Annotated in this window: 14 protein-coding genes; 6 read left to right on the top strand and 8 right to left on the bottom strand. The window is 66.4% G+C overall.

Annotation, left to right across the window (positions count from 1 at the left end):
- Positions 1-119: 119 nt before the first annotated feature.
- From KZZ07_RS05805 to yajC, 5 genes are read right to left on the bottom strand one after another with little or no spacing between them, the layout of a single operon-like run.
- Positions 120-473 (bottom strand): Mth938-like domain-containing protein, encoded by a 354-nt coding sequence (locus KZZ07_RS05805; protein ID WP_219512846.1) that lies wholly within the window; start codon positions 471-473, stop codon positions 120-122.
- A 9-nt stretch (positions 474-482) separates the two neighbouring features.
- Complete coding sequence (locus KZZ07_RS05800) at positions 483-1,232, bottom strand: sulfite exporter TauE/SafE family protein (protein ID WP_219512845.1); 750 nt, start codon at positions 1,230-1,232, stop codon at positions 483-485.
- Positions 1,225-2,193 carry a protein translocase subunit SecF gene (gene secF, locus KZZ07_RS05795; RefSeq protein ID WP_219512844.1) on the bottom strand — a complete coding sequence of 323 codons (969 nt, stop codon included), beginning with the start codon at positions 2,191-2,193 and terminating at the stop codon, positions 1,225-1,227. The genes KZZ07_RS05800 and secF overlap by 8 nt, the downstream gene beginning before the upstream one ends.
- Position 2,194: 1 nt before the next feature.
- A complete protein-coding gene (gene secD / locus KZZ07_RS05790) occupies positions 2,195-3,859 on the bottom strand; it encodes a protein translocase subunit SecD (RefSeq protein ID WP_219512843.1) in 1,665 nt (554 codons plus the stop codon).
- 6 nt (positions 3,860-3,865) lie between these two features.
- Complete coding sequence (gene yajC / locus KZZ07_RS05785; protein WP_219512842.1) at positions 3,866-4,153, bottom strand: preprotein translocase subunit YajC; 288 nt, start codon at positions 4,151-4,153, stop codon at positions 3,866-3,868.
- A gap of 423 nt (positions 4,154-4,576) precedes the next feature.
- Here yajC and KZZ07_RS05780 point away from each other — a divergent pair, with 423 nt between their 5' ends.
- From KZZ07_RS05780 to lfb1, 4 genes are all read left to right on the top strand, one after another.
- Positions 4,577-5,224: a trypsin-like serine peptidase gene (locus KZZ07_RS05780; protein ID WP_219512841.1), complete on the top strand. Its 648-nt coding sequence runs from the start codon at positions 4,577-4,579 to the stop codon at positions 5,222-5,224.
- A gap of 84 nt (positions 5,225-5,308) precedes the next feature.
- Positions 5,309-6,601 (top strand): serine--tRNA ligase, encoded by a 1,293-nt coding sequence (serS, locus tag KZZ07_RS05775; RefSeq protein WP_219512839.1) that lies wholly within the window; start codon positions 5,309-5,311, stop codon positions 6,599-6,601.
- A gap of 31 nt (positions 6,602-6,632) precedes the next feature.
- Entirely contained in the window at positions 6,633-7,334 is a 702-nt protein-coding gene (locus tag KZZ07_RS05770; protein WP_219512838.1) for a TspO-related membrane protein, read from the top strand.
- An 80-nt stretch (positions 7,335-7,414) separates the two neighbouring features.
- Complete coding sequence (gene lfb1, locus KZZ07_RS05765) at positions 7,415-7,786, top strand: LIC10280 family protein (RefSeq protein WP_255564180.1); 372 nt, start codon at positions 7,415-7,417, stop codon at positions 7,784-7,786.
- Between the two features lie 178 nt (positions 7,787-7,964).
- On the opposite strand, the gene der is transcribed toward lfb1, so the two are convergent.
- From der to KZZ07_RS05750, 3 genes are all read right to left on the bottom strand, one after another.
- Entirely contained in the window at positions 7,965-9,437 is a 1,473-nt protein-coding gene (der, locus tag KZZ07_RS05760) for a ribosome biogenesis GTPase Der (protein ID WP_219512837.1), read from the bottom strand.
- 220 nt (positions 9,438-9,657) lie between these two features.
- Positions 9,658-10,992 carry a PQQ-like beta-propeller repeat protein gene (locus KZZ07_RS05755; protein WP_219512836.1) on the bottom strand — a complete coding sequence of 445 codons (1,335 nt, stop codon included), beginning with the start codon at positions 10,990-10,992 and terminating at the stop codon, positions 9,658-9,660.
- A gap of 65 nt (positions 10,993-11,057) precedes the next feature.
- Complete coding sequence (locus tag KZZ07_RS05750) at positions 11,058-11,714, bottom strand: tetratricopeptide repeat protein (RefSeq protein ID WP_219512835.1); 657 nt, start codon at positions 11,712-11,714, stop codon at positions 11,058-11,060.
- 347 nt (positions 11,715-12,061) lie between these two features.
- On the opposite strand from KZZ07_RS05750, the gene KZZ07_RS05745 reads away from it, so the two are divergent.
- Positions 12,062-14,005 (top strand): efflux RND transporter periplasmic adaptor subunit, encoded by a 1,944-nt coding sequence (locus KZZ07_RS05745; RefSeq protein WP_255564179.1) that lies wholly within the window; start codon positions 12,062-12,064, stop codon positions 14,003-14,005.
- Positions 14,002-17,823 carry an efflux RND transporter permease subunit gene (locus KZZ07_RS05740; protein WP_219512834.1) on the top strand — a complete coding sequence of 1,274 codons (3,822 nt, stop codon included), beginning with the start codon at positions 14,002-14,004 and terminating at the stop codon, positions 17,821-17,823. Before KZZ07_RS05745 ends, KZZ07_RS05740 begins: the two co-directional genes overlap by 4 nt.
- The last annotated feature ends 58 nt before the right edge of the window (positions 17,824-17,881 follow it).

Genomic DNA, 17,881 nt, shown 5'->3' with positions numbered 1-17,881 from the left:
CCCGCACCGCAAGACCGCGGCAGCCTGCTTCTTTGGGCCCCAAATATCTCCGGGGGAGTCGACCGAAGGGAGACGGGGGCAGAGCCCCCTGCCCGTCACGCCAGCCAGATGCGCGACTCTCAGACCGGCAGCGCGGCCAGCGCCACCCGGCGGCCTTCGCTCAAGAGGACGTTGTAGGTGCGGCAGGCCGAAGGCGAATTCATCGCCTCGACGCCCAGCCCGGCCTCTTCCAGCCTGTCGCGCAACCCCTTGGGCAGATGCGCGGTTTCGGCCCCCGTGCCGACAAAAATCACGTCGACAAAGCCGATCATGCTCAGCAGTGTCTCGTGATCCTCCAGCCCGCCCCAGTCGGCGCGGCCCCGGTCCCAGATCAGCAAAGCGCCCTCGTGGACCTCGCCGCCAACGCGGAAAAAGCCGGGACCGTAGCCGTCGACCGGCAGCGCATCGGTGAATGTGATCTCGTTCAGTCGCATGCGCTCTCCCTACCCCCAAACCGGCAGGGCCGACAAGGCCGAGACGGCGATCAGACCATAGGCGACACTGCGGTAGACCCGCTCCTGCTCCGGGCGAAAAAGCCGCCCGCCCAGCCAGGCACCGACCATGTTGGGCACCGCCATCGCCAATCCCAAGACGGCAAACCCCGCCTCCAGCCGGCCGAAAACTCCCATGTAGGCCACCAAGAGCAGGTCGTAGGACATCAGGAACAGCAGGATCGTGGCGCGGATGTTCTGTATCGGCAAAGGGCGCGCCATATAAAACAGGATCACCGGCGGACCCGGCAAACCGGCAACGCCGCCAAGGCCCCCGGACAGGGCACCGATGCCCGTCACCATGCGCCGGCCCACCTGCCCGCGATAGCGCAGGCCCAGCGTCAGAACCGCCAGCATTGCCAGCGCCAGAAGCCCCACAGCAAGTTGAAAGATCTCTGGCGCAATCAGCGTCAGCACCCATAGTCCCAGGGGCAGACACAGCACACAGCCCAGTAACAGGCGCCCCAGATCGCCCCGGTCCACATCGGCCCAGGCGCGGCGGACAATCGGCACCGGCCCGAACAGATCCATCAGGGTCATCGTGAGGATAGCGCCGAAGGGGGGCAGCCCCTGCGCCGCCACCGGCAAGAAAACCAGCCCCGAGCCGAACCCGGTGAAACCACGTACCAACCCGGCGAGGAACGCCGCCAGGATGACCCAGCCCATCTCCGTCGGAGACAGGCTGAACCATGCGTCAGGCATCAATGTCGCCGAACTGGTTTCCGGTCGTGTCCGTGGGCTTGGACCAGTCGCGTTTCACGCCAAGGCGCAGCAGCATGACGGAGGCCACGAAAATCGACGAATAGGTGCCGACGATCACGCCCCAAGTCATGGCAAAGACAAAGCCGCGGATCACGTCGCCGCCCAGCACCAGAAGCGCAATCAGCGCCAGGAGCGTGGTTAGGGATGTCATGAAAGTCCGGCTCAGCGTCTCGTTGATCGAGAGGTTGAGCACCTCTTTTAGGTCCTTGGACTTGTACTTGATCAGGTTCTCACGCACGCGGTCGAAGACCACGACCGTGTCGTTCAAGGAATAGCCGACGATGGTCAGCAAAGCCGCGATGATCGCCAGGTCGAACCGGATCTGCAGTTCCGAAAAAACGCCGATGGTCAGCACCACGTCATGTACCAGTGCGACGACCGCGCCGACGGCGAACTGCCATTCAAAGCGCAGCCAGATGTAGACCAGCACCGCCCCGATCGCCAGCGCCACGGCGATGGCCGCCGTGCGGATCAATTCGCCCGAGACCTTGGGGCCGACGGATTCGACCGAGACGAACTTGATGTCCGGCGAGATTTCCAGCAGCGCTGCCTCGGCGGTTTCGATCACCTCTGTGCTGACCGCCTCTTCGCCGTCCTGGGCGCCGATGCGGATCATGGCCACGTTCTGCTCGGGTCCGAAATTGGGGTCGAAGACCTCTGAGATCACGACGTCGCCCAGTTCCAGCGCCGCCAGCGCGTCGCGATAGGCGCCCACGTCCACCGGCTGCGCGCTTTCGGTCCGGATCGTGGTGCCGCCGCGAAAGTCGATGCCGTAGTTCAGCCCGCGCAGACCGAAGCTGCCAAGCGCCAGCAGGATCAGGAAGGCCGAGATGCCCAGCCAGAGCACCGGCCGCGAAAAGAAATCGAAGTTGGTCTGTTGGGGAACCAGTCTCAGGCGCATGTCAGACCTCGATCGTTTTCGGACGGCGGCGTTCGAACCAGATGACGATCAAGAGCCGCGTGACAAAGATCGCAGTAAAGACGGAGGTCAGGATGCCAAAGCCCAGGGTGACGGCAAAGCCGCGCACCGGGCCAGAGCCCATGACATAGAGTATCACCGCCGTGATGAAGGTGGTGATATTGGCATCGACGATCGCCGACAGCGCCTTTTCATAGCCCAGTTCGATGGCCCGCGCCGGACCGCGCGCGGTGCGCACTTCCTCGCGGATCCGCTCGAACACCAGCACGTTGGCATCCACGGCCATACCCACGGTCAGCACGATCCCCGCGATGCCCGGCAGGGTCAGCGTCGCCCCGATCATCGACAGAAGGCCAAAGATCAACGCGATGTTCAGGATCAACGCGACATTGGCAAACAGACCGAAGAGGCCATAGCTGAGCGCCATGAAGACCAGCACCGCGACAAAGGCCACCATCGTGGCGATCTTGCCCGCGTCGATGCTGTCCTGCCCCAGTTCCGGGCCGATGGTCCGTTCTTCGAGGAAGACCAGTTTCGCCGGCAGGGCACCGGCGCGCAGCAGCACGGCCAGCTGGGTCGATTCCTCGACCGTGAAACTGCCGGTGATGATGCCTGACCCGCCCGCGATATGGGCCTGGATGACGGGGGCCGAGATAACCTCGTCGTCCAGAACGATGGCAAAGGGCGAACCGATGTTGTTGGCGGTGTAATCGCCGAAACGCCGCGCCCCCGAGGGGTTGAAGCTGAAGTTCACCGCCGGACGGCCGTTCTGGTCAAAGGCGGGCTGCGCGTTGGTCAGGTCCTCGCCGGTGACGACGGGGGCCTGTTCGAGGATGTAGTAGACACCCTCCTGATCCAGCGCGGGCAGGATCTCGTTGCCGACGCCGGGGCGTTCGCTGCCGTCGGACGTCCGGCTGACCACCGGCTGGAAGGTCAGCTGCGCGGTGGTGCCGATGATCTCTTTGAGTTCGGCGGCGGACCCGATGCCCGGCACCTGGATCAGGATGCGGTCAAACCCCTGGCGTTGAATCGTCGGTTCACGGGTGCCAACCTCGTCGATGCGGCGCCGGATGATTTCCAGGCTCTGCTGCATGGTGCGGTCGTCGAGCGCCTGGCGCTCGGCCTCGGACAGGGTGATGACCAGCACGTCATCCTCGCCCCGCACTTCGAGGTCGGTCGACCCCGCCCCGGTGAGCGACACCACCGGCTGCGCCAGCGTGCGCACCAGTTCGATGGCCCGGTTCATGCCTGCAGGTTCGGAAATCTTGATGCGCAGTTCGCCCAGGGGGGCGTTGGGCTGCAGGCGGATGGTGCCGACCTCGTCGCGCGCGTCGCGCAACAGGTCGCGAACCTCGGGCCAGAGCGATTCCATCCGCGCCTCGTAGACGTCCTGCACCTGGACCTCTGCCAGAAGGTGCGCACCGCCGCGCAGGTCCAACCCGAGGTTCACCAGCCCCGAAGGCAGGTAAGAGGGCCAGCCGGCAGCGAGATCGCGGTTTTCCGTGGTATCAAGACCCGCCTCGATGGCCTTTACGGCATCGTTGTGGGTTTCGACCCGCGAATAGAATGCGTTGGGCATGGCGAGCAGCAGGCCGACCACGACAGTCGCCCAGATCAGCACGCGCTTCCAGAGATCGACCTGCAGCATACCCGATCAGCTTTCGGCCGGTTCGGTCTTGGACAGGACCTGCGCGATGGTCTGCTTGACCACGCGGACCTTGACGCCCTCGGCCAGCTCGACCTCGATTTCCTTGTCGTCCTTGACCTTGGCAACCTTGCCGATCAGCCCACCCTGGGTGACGACCTGGTCGCCGCGGCGCAGCGCGCCAACCATTTTCTGGTGTTCCTTCATCTTTTTCTGCTGCGGACGGATCAGCAGGAAATACATGATCGCGAAGATCAGGATGAGCGGAAGAAACTGGCCGATTGCGCTTACGTCCATTGAGGATGCTCCTGTTGGATTACGGCGGGGCATCCCCCGCGAAATTTGGCCGGAACCTATGCGCGGTACTGGCCAGATGCAAGAAGGCCCCGGCGCCAGCACGCATTTGTTTCCTGCAAGAGCGCGTGTTTTCCGCCTGACCCGGTCTCGGGCGGCAGTGGCGCGCAACCGACCGACCTCTTTCAACCGTCTGAAAGCGCCTTGGGTCGGCGCGATCCCCTCGGACGGGGGCGTCGATCCCACCCGGGCCGAGCAGGAAAGGATCCGTCAGGAACTCCGCGCGTCTTCTTGCTCTGGCGCCTCTGGCATGGGCAAGGGCTGGCACCGCCGCGATCCCCGTCTTGAGACGTCACGGCCTTGCCCGGGAGCCGCGCGCCGCCTACCTTTCTTGTTGCGAACAGGGCCAAAGCGAAAGGCCGCCTCATGCTGCGCATGGCTCTGACACTCTTGCTGCTGCCCCTGCCCCTTCTGGCCGGGGAACCCTCGATCGGGCGGTTAAACACCGCCGGCTACCGCATGACCGAGATGTGTACCGCCACGCTGATCGCCCCCGACCTGGCCCTGACCGCCGCCCATTGCGTGACCCGGCCAGAGGATGGCTATCTCAAGCGGATCACGGACATGGTCTTTGTCGCCGGATGGGATGGCGCGGGGCACACAGGCGCCGCCCGCATCCGCGAGGTGCGCGTCCATCCCCAGGCCTATGCCCAGGGCCGGTTCGACCTGCGCCATGACATCGCCGTGGTCGAACTGGAAAACCCGCTGGACCCGCCACCGCTACGCATTGGCAGCGCCGCCCTGCCCGGACCTCTGACCCTGATGGGCTATCGCCGCTCGCGCCCGCACAGGCTGACCGTGACACCGCTGTGTTATGGCGACAAGGATCGCGGCATCTGGCGCATCGGCTGCCGGGTCGAACCCGGACAAAGCGGCGGGCCGGTCATGGCGGGCGACGGCGCGGCACGGCGCATCGTCGCGGTGATCGTCGCCGTTACCCGCGACGAAGAGGCGCTGGCGGTGCCGGTCGACGGTTGGCTGCGGCGGGAATTCGCGGCAGCGGGCCGGGATTGACAGGGAAGACCCGCAGCCCCTCTACCTTCCTTAATCAAGATGGGGCATAACCCCCGCGACTCACACTACCTTCTGGAGGATACGATGCACGACATCCGCGCCATCCGCGAAAACCCCGCCGCCTGGGATGCGGCCCTCTCGCGCCGTGGGGTTGACGGGATGTCGTTGCAGGTCCTCGACCTCGACCGCGCGCGCCGCGCCGCGATCACCGCTGCCGAAGAAGCACAGGCGGAACAGAACCGCGCCTCCAAGGAGGTTGGCAAGGCCAAGGCCAGCGGCGACGAGGCCGAATTCGAACGTCTGCGCGCGCTGGTTTCCGCAAAAAAGGCCGAGGTGGCCGAACTCCAGGACAAGGCCAAGGGGCTGGACACCGAGCTGGAGGCGCTGCTGGCCGGCATCCCGAACCTGCCGCTGGCAGAGGTGCCGGAAGGCGCCGACGAGGACGACAACGTCGAGATCAAGCGCTGGGGCACGCCCCGCACACTTGATTTCGCACCGAAAGAGCATTTCGACCTGGACGGCGTGAAGCCCGGGATGGATTTCGAAGTGGCCGCCAAGCTTTCGGGCTCGCGCTTCGTCGTGCTCTCGGGGGCCGTGGCCCGTATCCACCGCGCGCTGGCACAGTTCATGATCAACACCCATGTCGACGAGAACGGCCTGACAGAGACATGGACCCCCGTGCTTGTCCGCGAAGAGATGATGTATGGCACCGGCCAGCTGCCCAAGTTCGGCGAGGACAGCTACAAGACCACCAACGGCTGGTGGTTGATCCCCACCTCCGAGGTGACGCTGACCAATATCGTCAACGGCCTGATCGTGGACGAGGATTACCTGCCGCGCCGTTACACCGCGCATTCGCAGTGTTTCCGTTCCGAGGCCGGGTCGGCGGGCAAGGACACCTCGGGCATGCTACGCCAGCACCAGTTCGAGAAGGTCGAGATGGTCTCTGTCACCCATCCGGACAAGTCGCTGGAGGAACACGACCGCATGACGCGCTGCGCCGAGGGCATCCTGGAAAAGCTGGGCCTGCCCTATCGGACCGTGGTGCTCTGCACCGGCGACATGGGCTTTGGCGCGCAAAAGACTCATGACATCGAGGTCTGGCTGCCCGGTCAGGACACCTACCGCGAGATCAGCTCTGTCTCGACCTGCGGCGATTTCCAGGCCCGGCGCATGAACGCGCGGTTCCGCCCCTCCACAGGCGGCAAGCCCGAATTCCTGCACACGCTGAACGGCTCGGGCCTGGCCGTCGGGCGTTGCCTGATCGCCGTTCTGGAAAACGGTCAGCAGGCGGACGGCTCGGTCGATCTGCCCGAGGCGCTGCATCCCTACCTGGGCGGCAAGACCCGGCTGACCGCCGAGGGTGCGCTGGCATGATCCGGACGGTCCCCTGTCCGGAGGCGGTCTCTTGACCCGCCTCTGGGCGCTCCTGTGTTTCGTGGCCGCGCTCTGTTTCGCGGCCTCGCCTTGGCTGGTGCCCGGGTTTAACGGCTATGACCCGTCGAAATTCCCGGTCCTGCTGGAAGATCCGCCGGTTCAACCGGCGGGCTATGCCTTTGCCATCTGGGGCCTGATCTACATCTGGCTTCTGGTCGGCACGGGCTTCGGCCTGCTGCAGCGGGGTGATGACGTGGACTGGGCGCCGATGCGTCCGCCGCTCTTCGCCAGCCTCGCGGTGGGCACCATCTGGCTGCCGGTGGCGCAATGGTCGCCGGTGCTGGCCACCCTGCTGATCTGGGTCATGCTGGGCACCGCGCTGGTCGCGCTCTGGCGGGCGGGCGACACCGACCGCTGGCTGCAGCAAGGGCCGGTGGCGGTCTACGCGGGCTGGCTCTCGGCGGCGGCCTGCGTCGGCACCGGCGTGGTGATCGGCGGCTATGGCTGGATGCCCCCCACCCCGGCGGCCCTTTTGTCGCTCTCCGTCTGCATGGCGCTGTCGGTGACAATGCAATACCGCCTGCACCGGGCGCCGGAATACGGCATGACGGTGATCTGGGCGCTGGTCGGCGTGGTGGTGGCGAACTGGCAACCCTTCAACGCCGCAGTGACCGGCCTGGCCCTGGTGGGCATGATCGCCATCCTGGGCGTGCGCGGCACGGACACCGAATAGGCCCGGCACCGGGCCTGTGAGTTCTGGACAGGGGCCCGACCCGCCCCTAGGCTTGGCGCAGTCATTCACAAGGTCTGTCCATGCGCACCCTGATGCTTACTGCCTGCCTTCTCGCACTCCCGCTTGTGCCCGGTCCGCTCCCGGCCCAGGAAAGCCTGCATCTCGAAGAAAGTGCTGACATCACAGGGGCTTACCGGGTCGCAGGCCGCAACCCGGATGGGTCCGCCTATACCGGCACGCTGGAAATGACGGCCAGCGGCGCCCAGTACCAGCTGGCCTGGACCATCGCGGGCCAGGTCTATCGCGGCACAGGACGGCTGGAGGGTCGGGTGCTGACGGTCGACTGGCAAGGTGATAGCAACCCGGTGGTCTACGTCCTGATGCCGGACGGCGCGCTGCACGGCACCTGGGCCGACGGCCACGCCCTCGACCGGCTGGAACCGCTCCGCTAGGCCACCTCTTCACAGCTCGAAACCTCCACTGGAGGTTTCACCGCCTGCGGCGGACCGGCCCCCAGCCTGTTCCTTGGTGACTCCCAAAGCCAACAAACAGGCGCAGCCTGTTCACGCGGGTTGGGGGGCGGGCGCCTTTGCGGCGACGCCGCAAACAGTCCCGTCCCGCCGGCCAGCCTCAGTCCTTCTTCGACTGCAACTTGCCCAGGTGCTTCTTCAACGCGCCGGCGTTCTTCTTCTTGCGCCCCTTGTAGGGGTTCTTGGCGCCCTGTCCGCGCATGGTCAGGCGTATCGGCGTGCCCGGCATGTCAAAGTCCTCGCGCAGCCCGTTCACCAGGTAGCGCGAATAGCTCTCGGGCAGCTTGTCGGGATGGGAACACATCACCACGAAGCCCGGCGGCCGGGTCTTGACCTGGGTCATGTAACGCAGCTTGATCCGACGGCCATGCGGCGCGGGGGGCGGATGCCTCTGGACCATGCCCTCCAACCAGCGGTTCAGCTGCGCCGTGGGCACGCGGCGGTTCCAGACGTCATAGGCCTGCATGATCGCGGCCTGCAGCCGGTCCAGCCCCTTGCCCGTGCGGGCGGAAATCGTCACCAGCGGCGCGCCGCGCAACTGTGGCAGGACATGTTCGAACTGCTCGCGCAGCCACTTCAACTTGTCCTGCTTCTCGTTTTCCACGTCCCACTTGTTGACCGCCACCACCACGGCCCGCCCCTCACGCTCGGCGAGGTCGGCGATCTTCAGGTCCTGGGTTTCAAAGGGAATGGCCGCATCCAGCAGCACCACGACGACTTCTGCGAATTTCACCGCGCGGATACCGTCCGAGACCGAGAGTTTCTCCAGCTTGTCCTGAACCTTGGCCCGGCGCCGCATCCCGGCGGTGTCGAAAACCCGCATCGGCACCCCGCCCCAGTCCATCTGGACCGAGATCGCGTCGCGCGTGATCCCCGCTTCCGGCCCTGTCAACAGCCGCTCCTCGCCCAGGATCGCGTTGACCAGCGTCGACTTGCCCGCGTTCGGGCGTCCCACCACGGCGATCTGCAGCGGCTTGTCCCGGGTCGGCAGGCGCATGTCGCCTTCGCCCGCCTCGGCCTCTTCCTCGCTCAGCGTGACCTCGACCTCCGGCGCCTCTTCGGCGGCGCGCGCTTCGAACCCGTCCGACAGCGGCAAGAGCGTCGAATAAAGTTCGTTCATGCCTTCGCCATGTTCGGCCGACAGGCGGATCGGTTCGCCCAGACCCAGCGAGTAAGCCTCGATCACACCGGCATCCGCCGCGGACCCTTCCGACTTGTTGGCCCCCAGGATCACGTGTTTCGCCCGCTTGCGCAGGATTTCGGCAAAAACCTCGTCATCGGGCAGGATGCCCGCGCGCGCGTCGATCAGGAACAGGCAGATGTCCGCCTCGTCCACCGCGCGTTCGGTCAGCCGCCGCATCCGGGCGGGCAGCGACTCGTCGGTCTCGTTCTCCAGTCCGGCGGTGTCGACCACGGTAAACCGCAGGTCGCCCAGCTTGCCCTCGCCCTCGCGCAGGTCGCGGGTCACGCCCGGTTGGTCGTCGACCAGCGCCAGGCGCCGCCCGACGAGTCGGTTGAACAGTGTCGACTTGCCCACGTTGGGGCGGCCGACGATGGCGAGAGAGAAACTCATGGCCCGGCTCCAAAGATCAAGGGCGCCGCTTAACGCATTTCATAGCAGGGGGAAAGGGGGCATCCCCGGTCGCGACCGGGGTCCTGCCCGGCTTCTTTGGGCGGACAAATGCCTCCGGGGGGAGGCTCGCAGAGCCGGGGGGCAGCGCCCCCGCCCCGAGACCGAGGCCGCAAGGCCGATGTGCCGAGATACCCTGCGCGCGCCCGCAGGCGCGCTCCTTTTAGCGGTAGGCGTGCAGCACACCCTTGCGCGATACGACATAAAGCGTGCCGCCCGCCACCACGGGGCGCGTGGTGGCGCCACCGGGGATCGCGATCTCCTGCAGCAACTTGCCGTCCACCGGGTTGAAGGCCCTGATCTTGCCATCCGAACTGGCCACGATCAGGCGCCCGCCCGCCAACACCGGGCCGTGGTTGGCGTAAGAGCCGTCACGGCGGCGGTTCGGATTGCGCGTGGGGCGATAGCCCGGCAGGTCGCGGCTCCAGATTTCCTGGCCGGTTCCGGCGTCCAGCCGCACCAGCTGGTTGAGATCGGAGACGAAGAACACCGAATCGCCGGCGGGCCACATCGGCCCCAGAGCGCCCTTCTTGGCGGTCCAGATGCGCTCGCCATTGTAGACCGACAGCGCCACAGCACGGCCCGAATGGTTGCCGGCAAAGACGCGGTCGCCCGCGATCACCGGATCACCGGTGACATCGTTGATGCCCGCGATGGTGACGCCGGTGCGGCGACCCAGCAACTCGGCGTTCCAGACCTGCAGCCCGCCCTGGCGGAAGGCAGCCGAAACAGCGCCTGACCCAAAGGCGAATACAACGTATTTGTCGTTGATCGCAGGCGCGGGCGCCCCGGCGATGTTGTTGAAATCCTTGGCGCCTTCGAACTGCCAACGCACGCGGCCATCGTCGCTTTCGATTGCCCAGGCTGTGCTGTCGCCCGAGACGACGTAGACCAGCCCGTCGCGATAGCTCGGTGCGCCGGTGGCGGTGTTCTTGAGATCCTGCTCCCAAAGCTTCTGCCCCGTCGCCGGGTCCAGCGCAGTCAGCATGCCGAAACCGGACGAGACAAAGAGCTTGCCGTCGCCATAGGCCAGACCGCCGCCCTGCCCCTCGGGAGCCTTGTCGCGCTGCGGCACAAGGGTCGCCGTCCAGAGTGCCTGCCCGGAGGTGGCGGTGGCCCGGACCTGGTGGTTGGCATCCATCGTGAAGATGCGTCCGCCCGCGACGATCGGATCGGCGTTCAGCCGGGTCTTGCGCCCGTCGCCCGCGCCGATCCCGACCGAGAACAGCGGTTTGAGCGCCTGGCCCAGGGCCGGGTTCGTGACCCGGACCCTTGGCGACACCGGGCTTTGCGCCCAATCGGTGTTGGTCACGCTGGCGGGCGTGGAAAAGGCGCGAGCCTGCGGGCCCGCCGGTGCAGGGTCTGCGCCGTCATCATACCCGCCGGTCAGCACGTCCCGGACGTTCAGCCGTTCGCCCGGAAGGATCTGCTCGCTCTTGGCGCAGGCCGTCAGCGCCAGCGCGGCCAGCGAAATCAGCAGAGAGGTCTTGCGCAGCATCACCATGCCCCTTTTCGTCACTACCCGGGGCCCTGCCCCCCGCCGTGCGCCCCGCCTGCGCGGGCTCAGTTGCCGGACGCGTCGCCGCCCAGTGCCACAATCAGTTGCCCGGCCCGGCGCTGCAAGCCCTGCGTTGCCTCGGCATCCTCTGCCAGGCGTTCAAGCCGTGCGATCGCGGCGTCACGCTCGCCGGTTTCGATCTCGATCAGGGCCAGTTGTTCCTCGGCCAGCAGGCGCAGCGGCTGGCCCGGAACGGCCAGTGCCTCGAAACCGGCGCGGCGTTCGTCCACCGAAAGGACGGAGGCGCCGCGGGTCAGGGCCTTGTAGCTGGCGATCTGTCGATAGATCGACGGGATCTCGGTGTTCTCGGCCACGGCCTGCAGGCGGGCGACCGCCTCGGCGTCGTCGCCGGCGGTGCCTTCCTCGGCGGCGGTCAGCATCGACAGAATCGCCGCGGCACCGGTCGTTGGCGCGTCGATTGCGGCCAGGGCGTCGATGCGCTGCGCCGGCTCCTCGGCATCCAGCGCGTCAAGCACGCTGTCACCAAAGGCCTGGGCCCGGGATTCGGCAGAGGCGATCTGCCATTCGCGCCAGGCGGTGCCGCCGACGATCAAAAGCACGATGACCACGCCAACCCAGCCCCACTTGCGCAAAGTGGCGAACAGGCGGTCGCGTTTGACCTCTTCGGTCACCTCGTCGATAAAACTGTCGGCGTCGCTCAAACGGGCCCCCTCCGGTTGGTTTTCTCCCTCTTACATGTCCCGCCGCGCAGTGCCAAGGCGAGATGGCACCGGCGCAAGAGCCCATTTCCGCGCCGAAACCCGTCCGGCGAATTGTCGCGCAGTTGCCGATTAATCGTCAAACTCTCGCAGAATTGTCGAAAAACCGCCGCTTTACCGCGCAAAAACCCCGCCCGTGCTTGAAGCCTCCGTCGCGGCACCCTAAAACTGAACGGAACAGTTCAGCCCGGAGTCACCCGGGTCAGCGGGGTTCGGGGCGGCTCGGCACCGTAACGATTAACAGGATATGCGGCGGGCCACCGAGGTTCGGCGCCGAAGGGACGAAGACGATGCGCATCATGTCTATCCTGACCGCCTGCCTTGTGGCTGCGGTTCTTTATGGGGTTGTGTTCGAACGGGACCGACTGCTGGAATTTTCCCGCGAGGTGGCCCCGGCATCGCAGGATGATGCGGCAGAGGGCGGGCCCGATCCTGTCGATATCGCCGATCCGGCGCCGGAGGCCGCGGCCCCCGATGCACTGCCCGAAGGCGCGGTGCGCGTGATGGCCAAGCGGTCGGTGGCCCAGGTTGTCGACAGCGAGGTGATCCTGCGCGGCGAAACCCAGGCCGTCCGCCAGGTCGAGGTGCGGGCCGAAATCTCTGGCAAGATCGTCTCTGAACCGCTCCGCAAGGGATCTCTGGTCGAGGCCGGGCAACTGCTGTGCGAAATCGACCCGGGCACCAGCCAGGTCTCGCTGCAAGAGGCGCTGGCCCGGCTGGCCGAATCCAAGGCCCGCCTGCCCGAGGCCAAGGCGCGTCTGGCCGAAGCCCAGGCGCAATTGCCCTCGGCCAGGGCCCGCATCCTGGAGGCCGAGGCCGCCGTGCCCGCCGCCGAGGCGCAACTGGCCGAGGCCCGCGCCAGCGTCCCCGCCGCCGAGGCGCAACTGGCCGAGGCCAAGGCGCGCGTCCCGGAATTCGAAGCCCGCCTTGAAGAGGCCGAGGCCCGCGTGCCGGAGGCCGAAGCCCGGCTGGCAGAGGCCCGGGCCGCGGTTCCCGCCGCAGAGGCCCGCCTGAAAGAGGCCGAAGCCGGTGTGCCCGCCGCAAAGGCCCGGCTGGTCGAGGCCGAGGCCCGCGTCCCCGAGGCGGAGGCGCGGCTGAAACAGGCCCAGGCGCAGGTGCGCGAGGCCGAGATCAACCTGCGCGCCTCGCAGGAACTGGCCCGTGACGGATTTGCCGCGCAGACCAAGCTGGCCGGGGCCGAAGCCGCTTATGAAACCGCACTGACCGCCGTGCAGACCGCGCAACTGGGTCTGAAATCGGCCGCAGCAGGGATCGAAACGGCCAAATCGCAGCTGCAGGGCGCTCTGGCCGCCATCCAGACCGCCAAGAGCCAGGTCGAGACCGCGAAGGCCGCTGTGCAGGCGGCACAAAGCGGCATCCGCAACGCCCGCGCCGGGGTGATCTCGGCCAAGGCGCAGATCCAGAACGCCCTGGCCGGTGTGCAATCTGCGCAAAGCCGATTGCAGGGCGCCAAGGCCGCCGTGGCCTCGGCGCTGTCGGGTGTCGAAGGCGCCAAGGCGGCGGTCATCGCCGCACGCGCCCAGCTTGAAACCGCCACGGCGGGCATCCAGTCGGCCAAGACCGGCGAGGAAAGCGCCCTGAGCGCGATCCAGTCCTCCGAGGCCGCCGTCGCCTCGGCCCGCCGGGAAATCGACCGGCTGCAGGTGCATGCGCCCTTTGGCGGTCTGCTGGAAACCGACACGGCGGAACTGGGCGCACTGCTGCAACCCGGATCGGCCTGCGCCACGGTCATCCAGCTGAACCCGATCAAGATCGTCGGCTATGTCCCGGAAACCACAGTGGCGCGGGTGATGCTGGGCGCCAAGGCGGGGGCGCGGCTGACCAACGGTCGCGTCATACAGGGCGAGGTCACCTTCGTTTCGCGCAGTGCCGACCCGACCACCCGGACTTTCCTGGTGGAACTGACCGTCGACAACTCAGACCTGACCATCCGCGACGGCGAGACCGCCGAAGTTGCGATCGAGGCCGAGGGCGCCAAGGCGCACCTTTTGCCCCAGTCCACCCTGACCTTGAACGACCAGGGCAAGCTGGGCGTGCGCACGGTCAAGCCGGATGACAGCGTGCAGTGGATGGATGTCTCGATCCTGCGCGACACCCGCGACGGTGTCTGGATCACCGGCCTGCCGGACGAGATCAACGTGATCACTGTCGGCCAGGAATACGTTACAAACGGCGTGACCGTGGTGCCGAGTTACGAGGATATCATACAATGACCGGCATCATCGACTGGGCCGCCGCACGGGCCCGAATGATCATCGCCTTCATCGTTCTCAGCCTCGTGGTCGGGGCCTATGCCTATGTCTCGCTGCCCAAGGAGGGCGAACCGGACATCGAGATCCCGGCGCTCTTCGTCTCGGTCCCCTTCCCCGGCATTTCCGCCGCCGACGCAGAAAAGCTGCTGGTCAAGCCGATGGAGACCGAGCTGTCGGATCTCGACGGGCTGAAGAAGATGACCGCTACCGCCGCCGAGGGCTATGCGGGCCTGGCGCTGGAGTTCGAGTTCGGCTGGGACAAGACCAAGATCATCGCCGACGTGCGCGACGGCATGAACAACGCCGAGGCCGAGTTCCCCGAGGGCGCCGAGAAATACTCGATCAACGAGATCAACTTTTCCGAATTCCCGATCCTGATCGTCAACCTCTCCGGCCCGGTGCCGGAACGCACGCTGACCAAGGTCGCGAAGGACCTGCAGGACCGGCTGGAAGGGTTGGATGCCGTGCTGGAGGCCGGGATCGCGGGCAATCGTGACGAGATGCTGGAAGTGGTGATCGACCCGCTGCGGCTGGAAAGCTACAACGTCACCGCCGACGAGCTGATCCGCGTGGTGCAGAACAACAACCAGCTGATCGCCGCGGGCGAGGTCGAGACGGAAAACGGCGCCTTCTCGGTCAAGATCCCGTCCAGCTTTGATGATGCGCGCGATGTCTATGACCTGCCGGTCAAGGTGAACGGCGACCGCGTGGTGACGCTGGGCGACCTCGCCTCGATCAACCTGACCTTCGAGGACCGCAAGGGCACGGCACGGTTCAACGGCGAACAGACCGTCGCGTTGCAGGTGGTCAAGCGCAAGGGCTTCAACATCATCGACACGGTGGCGCAGGTAAAGGCCGAGCTGGCCACCGCGCAGGAGAACTGGCCAGACGAGCTGCGCGCGGTGCTGGACGTGGGCACCTCGAACGACCAGAGCCGGCAGGTGGCCAGCATGGTCAGCCAGCTCGAAGGCTCTGTCCTGACGGCCATCGCGCTGGTGATGATCGTGGTGCTGGCGAGCCTGGGCCTGCGGCCCGCGCTGCTGGTGGGCTTTGCCATCCCGACCTCCTTCCTGCTGTGTTTCGTGCTGCTGACGATGATGGGCGTGACGATTTCGAACATCGTGATGTTCGGCCTGATCCTGGCGGTGGGCATCCTGGTGGACGGCGCTATCGTGGTGGTGGAATACGCCGACAAGCGTATCGGCGAGGGCACCGGCCCCATGCACGCCTATGTCGAGGCCGCGCACCGGATGTTCTGGCCCGTGGTCTCGTCCACGGCAACGACGCTTTGCGCCTTTCTGCCGATGCTGTTCTGGCCCGGTGTCGCGGGCGAGTTCATGGGCATGTTGCCGATCACCATCATCTTCGTGCTGACCGCCTCACTGGTGGTGGCGCTGATCTACCTGCCGGTCATGGGCGGTGTCTCGGGGCGGTTTTCCCGCAACGTGCACCGCGCCGGCGACTGGCTGCGCGCGCGGCTGCACTGGAGCCTGCGGATCCTGCTGGTGCCGGTTGCGATCCTGGGCCTGTTCACCGGCGCCATGATGGTGCTGAACCCCAGCTACCTGGGCCCGACAGAGGCCACGGGCTGGACCGCGCATATGCCCGGCGCCGTGATCTTCGTGCTGTTCGCTGTGATCTCCTCGGTGGTGATGGATGCCGCCGAGTTCCGCCGCAAACCCAAACACATCGACGCCCGCCGCCGCCGGACGCTGTTCGGCAAGTTCACCAAGCTGATCGCGGGCAACCCGATCATGCCGCTGGTGACGGTCTTTGCCGTGGTGGGGTTCGTGGTCAGCGTCTTCGCCTACTACGGCGAGAACAACAACGGCGTGGATTTCTTCGTCGAGAGCGAACCGGAACAGGCCATCGTCTACGTCCGGGCGCGGGGCAACCTGAGCCTTGCGGAAAAGGACGCGCTGGTGAAACGGGCCGAGCGGATCGTGCTGAGCCATCCCGGCATCCTCAACGCCTTCTCCTTTGCCGGTGAAGGCGGGCTGGACAACAACACCGGCGGCGCGGCGGCGCCCAAGGACACCATCGGCCAGGTCCAGTTCGAGACGATTTCCTGGGACGACCGCCCCGCCTATGCCCGCGCAAACGACATTCCGCTGGCGCGGCTGGACGGAGACGTGATCCTGGACGACCTGACCGAAAAGCTGGAGCGCATTCCCGGCGTCGAGATCGAGATCCTGGCGCAGGCACGCGGCCCCGCCAGCGCCAAGCCGGTGCACCTGCAGCTGCGCGGCGACGACTGGAACGCCCTGCTGGAGGCGGCGGGCATCGCGCGGGCCAAATTCGAGAACACGCCCGGCTTGACCCTGGTCGAGGACACGCGCCCCCTGCCGGGCATCGACTGGCAGATCGACGTGGACGTGGAAAAGGCGGGCCGTTACGGCGCCGACGTGGCCACCGTGGGGGCAATGGTGCAGCTGGTGACGCGCGGGCTGGCCATCGGCAGCTATACCCCCGGCACCTCGGACGAGGAAATCGACATCCGCGTGCGCCTGCCCGAGGAGAACCGCGTGCTGTCCACGCTGGACAGCCTCAAGGTGCGGACCCCGGACGGGCTGGTACCGCTGGTCAACTTCATCACCCGCGAGCCGGTGGCCAAGCTGGCCGAGATCGAGCGCATCGACCAGACCCGCTTTTTCGACATCAAGGCCGGCGTCCGCGAGAGCCTGATGGAAATCGGCTGGGACGTGACGACGACCGGCCCGGACGGGGCGGACAAGACCGAGTTCGTGCCCCTGATGACCGGCGTCGAGCTGGACCCGGAAACGGCAGATATCTCGACCGCGGACTGGAGCCATGACTTTGGCCGCTCGTCCGGCTTTTTCGAATGGCTGATGGGGGACAATCTGCGTCACTTCGGCGATGTGCGCTGGCTGACCGACATGACCCCCGAGGAAATCACCGCGCAGGCCGGCACTGGCGACATGTCGCGCCTGAAAGTGGTTCCGGTGACGGGGACAGAGCGGATCGACGTGCTGACCGATTGGCTGCAGACGAACCCCCTGCCCGCGGGCATCGAATGGGAATGGACCGGCGACCAGGAAGACCAGGAGGAAAGCCAGGCCTTCCTGCAATCGGCCTTTGCCGGTGCGCTGTTCCTGATGTTCATCATCCTGCTGGCGCAGTTCAACAGCTTCTACAACTCGGTGCTGGTGCTGCTGGCGGTGATCCTGTCCACCACGGGCGTGCTGATCGGCATGCTGGTGATGGACCAGTATTTCTCGATCATCATGACCGGGACAGGGATTGTGGCCTTGGCCGGGATCGTCGTGAACAACAACATCGTCCTGATCGACACCTACCAGGATTATTCACGTTACATGCCGCGGATCGAGGCCATCGTGCGCACCGCGCAGGACCGTATTCGCCCTGTCCTGTTGACGACGATCACCACCATGGCGGGCCTGGCGCCGATGATGCTGGGGCTGAGCCTGGATTTCTTCGGCGGCGGCTATTCCATCGACAGTCCGACGGCGCTGTGGTGGAAGAACCTGGCGACGGCGGTGGTCTTTGGCCTTGGGATCGCGACGGTACTGACTCTGGTCTTTACCCCCGCGATGCTGGCAATCCGGGTCTGGTTCACGACCTATGTGCTGTGGTTCGCGCGTCTGCTGGCGCGACTGAGCTTTGGCCGTGGCAGCCGCGTGGCCCGGGACTGGGCGCTGAACCGCGCGGCACGGCAGGTGAAATCGCCCGAGATCATCTGGGAAGACGAACCCGTCCCCGCGATGGAACTGACGCCGGACCTGCGCGCGGCGGAGTAACGTGACCTGGTGTCGGCCCGCTGGCGCGGGCCGATCCGCGCGCCTTGCGGCGCGTTTG

Source organism: Mameliella sp. CS4, assembly GCF_019392335.1.
Classification (GTDB): Bacteria; Pseudomonadota; Alphaproteobacteria; order Rhodobacterales; family Rhodobacteraceae; genus Antarctobacter.
The sequence above is the reverse complement of the archived record's forward strand: the minus strand, read 5'-3'. Positions and strand labels throughout refer to the sequence as shown.